Below are 5940 nucleotides of genomic sequence, written 5' to 3' on the forward strand. Positions count from 1 at the left end.
CAAAATATTTAAATAATTTTTGAATAAAAATGCGCGTTTTAATGATGAGCGTTCAATGCCAGTTAACTTTATGCCAAAGTCAACATTTAAGAAATAAATTTTTTTCACGTATATTTTCCATCAAACTCTATTATTCAAGTTTGAGTTAATTAGATTAACTCAAACACTCATTTTTAGAATCCTCTTATTCTTTCACATAAGCCACATAACCAGATAAATTATGCTCTTGATCATCAATTCGTGTTCTGAAACGATCATGACGTACATAAAATGAATTTAATATTTTATTTGGTTTGGCCATATACATCGCGATTTCAGGATAGAAAAAACCTGTTGCACGTTGAAATTCAACTCTAAGCTCAATCAATGACTTTAAGTCTTCAACTTGTGCTGATTCATATAATTCAGTAAATTCGGTATCTTTTAACCGTTTAACCATTTTATATGCGGACATCATCATTTCTAGGAATGTTGCATATGCTGTTTTACGTTCTTTAATAAAATTCATATGTTTTAAGTAGTTATCAATGCCAAACTGAAAATACTTTTCTTCAGGACAAATCATCGTCAATTCATTGGTACAATAACTCAACCAATGATCATGATACTTATCATATTTTTTACTAATAAAATGCTCAAACATCAACTTTACTGTTTCTAGTAACTCTTGTTGATGTGTAATTTGATATAAACGCAATAAACCTAGAGCGGCTTCTCCATCATAATAAACGATACGGAATTTTTCTTTAATTTCTAGTGATGGATAATGTAAGACATGTGTTGTCTCACCATTAACATCAATCATAAACTGAATGCCTTGTGCTAGTTTTTCTGCATAGGCAATGTATTGATCATCTTTAGTTATTTCTTGATATTTTGCAAACATAAATATAGCTGTTGCATTAGATCCTAATTTAACTTCCAACTCATCACTTTTTCCATCAATCATAAAACCTTTGCCATCAACCTCACGGTAAAAGTGGTCAATTGCATATTGAATTGATTTTTTAATTTGTGCCAAATATTCAGTTTTATAATCTACTTCAAGTGTTTCAAGCAAAGCATAAATTGCAGTGCAATGTCTAACCGTATTATAACTATTAATTTCTCTATTATATGCTGGAAAATAACCATATATAAAACGGCCATCTTTCTGAATTTCACGATGTAAAAATTCAGCATTCTTCTTAATTAACTCTACAATATGCTCTTTTTTATTACCGCTTAAAATTCTTATACCATTTTCACAACCCTGGCTATTTAAATCAATTAAATTTTCATTTTCATAGAAAGCTGAATATGTATCAAACAGCCATACATATTTTATTTTTTCTAACGATATTTTTTTAAGAATGCTTGGATATTTCTTTTTTATTGCATCATTTAAATTTTTCTCATCAAAAAAATTTGGCTCATTATATACAACACCTTTAATAATAGATTTTGCATATATTTCCTGTTCAAGAAAACTTATTTCAAAATTTTCATTTAAACTAATGCCTTTTCGCATATGATTATTATGTTTTTGGTTTCTTAGCTGTTGAACAACGTTTTCCCATGCTGTTTTCTCAACATTATATGCAATATCAACTTTTACAAATTCTAATAATTTATTATTTTTTTTAAAAACTTTATCAACAAAATTCAATAAACGTTTAATAACCTTTGATATTTGCTGATCACAGTTTTCCCAAACCTGACAACGCTGTTGTATATTTCCATAAGATAAATAAACAACATACGAGTCCTGTTGTATATTTTTTTCAACAACCGTACTTTCTATCCAAGATACTATTTTTTCTTTAAAACTTAATAATTCGCTATAGGTATTAATCGCCATATCACACACTAAAAGACTGAAGCCTAGACCATCACATTATATCATAATTATACTTGTTTACTTAATCATTTATTCGCTACAACCATTATTAAATTTAAAAAAATATTAATAAAAAAGAGGATCCGAAGATCCTCTTTTTTATTTCAAATTAAAACTCTTTGATTATTAATTAATGCCAAACAATATTATTATTGTTCAACAATTCATCTAGAGTCTTATCAGAATTAATAGTGATTAAATCAACATAATGAGATTGACCTTCTGGTTGACCAGAATAATCTGCCTTACCATTACGATCGATTTTCAGTACACCATCTTCATATGTAACATAGTCTTTAATATTATCGGCTGTTTGATTTCCATCAAGCAATTTCGAAATATCAACTTTGTCACCGTCAGATGCATTGAAATCAGTCCAAGTATCGAAGCCATTACCACCATTACCACCAGCATTGGCGATTGTACTATCCAATACGTTGTAAATTACCGTATCGGCACCAGCACCCATAGTAAAGATATCGTTTGCAGATGAACTTTCAACTTGATCAGCATGTTCAGTTGCAACAACGTTTTTACCAACATTGATTTCAAGTACAGCCTGCTCTTTCACACCCAACTTAGAAATAGTCTCATATGTGAATTTATCCACACCAAATGCTTTACCACTTGGTTGATAACTATAAGAACCATCTTTGTTGATTGTTAAAGTACCGTATTGTCCTTCAACTTCAATTGATGCCGCACCTTTCTTCGGATCATTTACGAAGACTTCTTTAGCACCAACTTTCAATGAATCGATCTTGGTTATGCCATCATCATTTGCAAGTAAATTACCAGCAAGTTTTGGTGCACTTTCAGATACGTACTCATTTAATGAAGTTTCTTTAACTTTAACTTCTGTTGTTACATGGAATTCACCATTGTTTTCAGCAGTCGTATCCAGAATTGTAGAACTTGAAGTTGTTGTATTTACTACTTTAACTTTAACTGTATATTGACCTGACGCAAGGTTGGCCAGATTAATCGTTGCGCTATAGTTCTTGTTAACTAAAGACAACTGACCTGATGAAACTAGATTGCCTTTTGCATCAAAAATCTCATAAACGGATTGTACTACACCCCATTTATCATCATTTAAAAGCGCCTGGTTAGTTTCAGCAATAATCTTCAGCGTACCTTTAGCAACTGTATCGTCATTTACATTAAAGGTTGATGTCTTCTCATAAGTATTGGTAATAGTTGCATCAAATTTAGCAGACAAACCGCTTCCTGACTTAACTACATCTTTTTTACCTACAGCATTCTCAGTAATATTAAGCTTAATAATGTCATCACTTACGACATTGATCTGCTTAACACCAACAATGTTGAAGTCATCTTTGGCTGTATGGGTACCCACTTTAATATTTAAAGTTTCGACTACAGACTTACCATTGGCATCCTGAGTTACCAATTGGAATGTATCGACTTGACCGTAAGGCGGCTTCCAACCTGCACCGGCATTAGCTGGCTTCACGACTGTATACGTATAAGTACCATCACTATTAATCGTTAATGTACCGTATTTACCTTCTACAGTTGTTACCTTACCTGGTTCAACATCCTTACCATTTACTTTCAGTAGAGCTGTTGAGTCTTCCACAGTAGCATCACCAGTAACAGAACCTTGGTACTTAGTTGGTGTGTTGTAGTCATAAACTTTGTCATGATCAACATACAAACCAGAACCTTCTGCTACACCAAGTATACCTTTACTGTTGAGCATTGCGCGATATTCGCCTTCGCCAAACTGCATAGTTAACTGGTCAGATTTACCACCAAGTAGAATAATCTTGAACCAATCCTTTTCATAATGGACTTGAACAAAATTACCTGTCGCAGGATCTAACTTAAAGATCACGAGGTCGAAGACCTTACCAAGCGAAACACCACCAGCACTGCCATGGAATGTTAATTCACGGACTTGATTTTCACCTACCGAGAACTCCATCGCACCAGCACCAGTTAACGCATCAGCGCTTAGAATTGGTCCTAGTAAACCAAGATCAAGTAGCTTAAATCCAGTAGCAGCCTTGATCGTAGATTTATCAGTATCTAAGGTCACCTGAGGTTCAAGTTCAAGTACAACAGTATTGTTAATTTCAATACGTTCTTCACTTGGTGTGATGTTAAGTTCGATCTCAAGTTTAGCTTCAGCCGTGCTACCTGATGGTGAAGTTACAACATAAGTGAATACATCTTTGGCACCGAATGGACCACGGAAACCTGGATCGACCGTATAGCTATAAGAACCATCAGCTTTCACTGTCAACTTGCCATACTGTCCATCAATGGTCACCTCTCCGTTACCAGAAAGTATTTCACCATTGATCGAAGTAATCGTCGTTCCTTCAGGCAAGTCATCTTGACCGTAGATTGGATCTTCATCAGTCAACATGTTGCCTGAAATTGATCCTGCCATTGAAGTTGCTTCATTATAGTCATGATTAATAGCGTCAGTAATTTTTAAGCTATAACCCGTTAGTGCTTGAATGCCTTGACCAGAAGCCATTACAAACATCCACTTACCTTGACCTAAATTAAACTCTGTTTCTTTAGATTTACCACCAAGTAATACACTGACTACCCAGTTTTCTTTAACCGCTTGCTGTTCCCATTGTCCAGTACTTTCATTGAGCTTGTACACGTACAAGTCCATAGTACCAACTACTTGAACACCAAAAGCAGAGCCTTGTAAGGTCAAGTCTTTAACCTGGTTCGCACCAACATCAACAGTAATCGAGCTATCACCAAGGTTAGCAAGTACATCAGCACCCAATACAGGGCCTAGACCTACGTTTACTACAGTTAAGCCAGACTTTGAAGTACCTTTAAGAGCAGTATCTGTTGTTGACTTAGGCGTAGCATCTAGAATCAAGTCGATAACATTATCAGCTGGAGCAATAATTTCAGCTATTCCAGCAATAAGTTTAAATGGATCTGATTCATTATTTGCTGCATCTGTAGCAGTGACATTAATGATCTTACCGCGCTCAACTGCCGGATCGAAGCTATAAATTGCTTTACCTTCACCATCCGCTTGGAACTCAATAGGATTGCCATTCTTATCTAGCAATGGTTTACCTTCTGAGTCATACAACTTAACAGTCGCATGAGGTTCAGTTTCTACAGTTAATACAAGATTATCTGCATCAATTTGAACATCGATGATATCTGGTGCAGTAGTGTCAGGAGCATTGATTGGAGCTTCAGCAGATTCATTACCCGCCTTATCAATTGCTACAACATCTACCTCTTCACCATTCGTCAACGCAGGTACCACTGGAACTGTAAAGTCACCATTTTCATCTGCAGTTGTTGTACCAACAATAGTCACGCCATCTGGTAAACGAACAATAACTGTAGCGCCTGGTTCAGCTTTACCAGTAATTGAAGCACCATCTTCTGCAAAGACTAAATCACTTGGTGCATCAGGTGGAGTTGTATCCTTAGCATTAACAGTAGCTGGATCTGATGTGTTATCAGACTTATCAGTTAAAGTAACTTCAAGTTCTTCGCCATTGGTAAATGGTTTATCTAGATCAGCAATCAAATTGCCTTCAGCATCAACCACACCGCTACCAACAGTATTACCAGCTTTATCTTTAACAGTAACTGTTGTATTTGGCTCACCTTTACCAGTCAACTTCAGACCATCTTGACTTACATCTAGATCGGTTGGAGCATCAGGAGCTGTAATATCCGGTGCTGTTACTTCAACTGCTGCTGACTCATTCTTACCATCAGCTTGTGCAGTAACGTCTACCTTCTCACCATCAGCTTGTGCTGGTGTCAATGACACTTCAAATTTGCCATCTTGACCTGCAGTTGCAGTGCCTAAGACAGTACCATCTTTAGCTCTTACTGTAACTGTAGAGCCAGCTTCAGCTGTACCAGTAAGCTTCGATCCATCTTCATTGAATTCAAGATCTTGTGGCTCATCAGTATCCGAATCGCTGTCGCTGTCCGAATCAGAGTCGCTGTCAGAGTCAGAGTCGCTGTCCGAATCAGAGTCACTGTCCGAATCAGAGTCGCTGTCCGAATCAGAGTCGCTGTCTGAA

At 35.9% G+C, this 5940-nt stretch carries 2 protein-coding genes; both read right to left on the bottom strand.

Features of this window, described 5'->3' with window-relative positions:
• Positions 1 to 184: 184 nt before the first annotated feature.
• The gene (locus Aru01_RS17745; protein ID WP_016655637.1) at positions 185 to 1840 is read right to left on the bottom strand and encodes a hypothetical protein; all 1656 of its coding nucleotides are present in this window, start codon (positions 1838 to 1840) and stop codon (positions 185 to 187) included.
• Between the two features lie 169 nt (positions 1841 to 2009).
• On the bottom strand, positions 2010 to 5940 hold a 3931-nt coding region (locus tag Aru01_RS17750; RefSeq protein WP_042111725.1), incomplete at its 5' end, for a BapA/Bap/LapF family large adhesin.

This window comes from Acinetobacter rudis (assembly GCF_000829675.1).
GTDB lineage: Bacteria > Pseudomonadota > Gammaproteobacteria > Pseudomonadales > Moraxellaceae > Acinetobacter > Acinetobacter rudis.

Bases quoted from the DNA above. Each gene is read 5' to 3' on its own strand.
- Aru01_RS17745 (WP_016655637.1), bottom strand. From the start codon at position 1,840: ATGGCGATTAATACCTATAGCGAATTATTAAGTTTTAAAGAAAAAATA.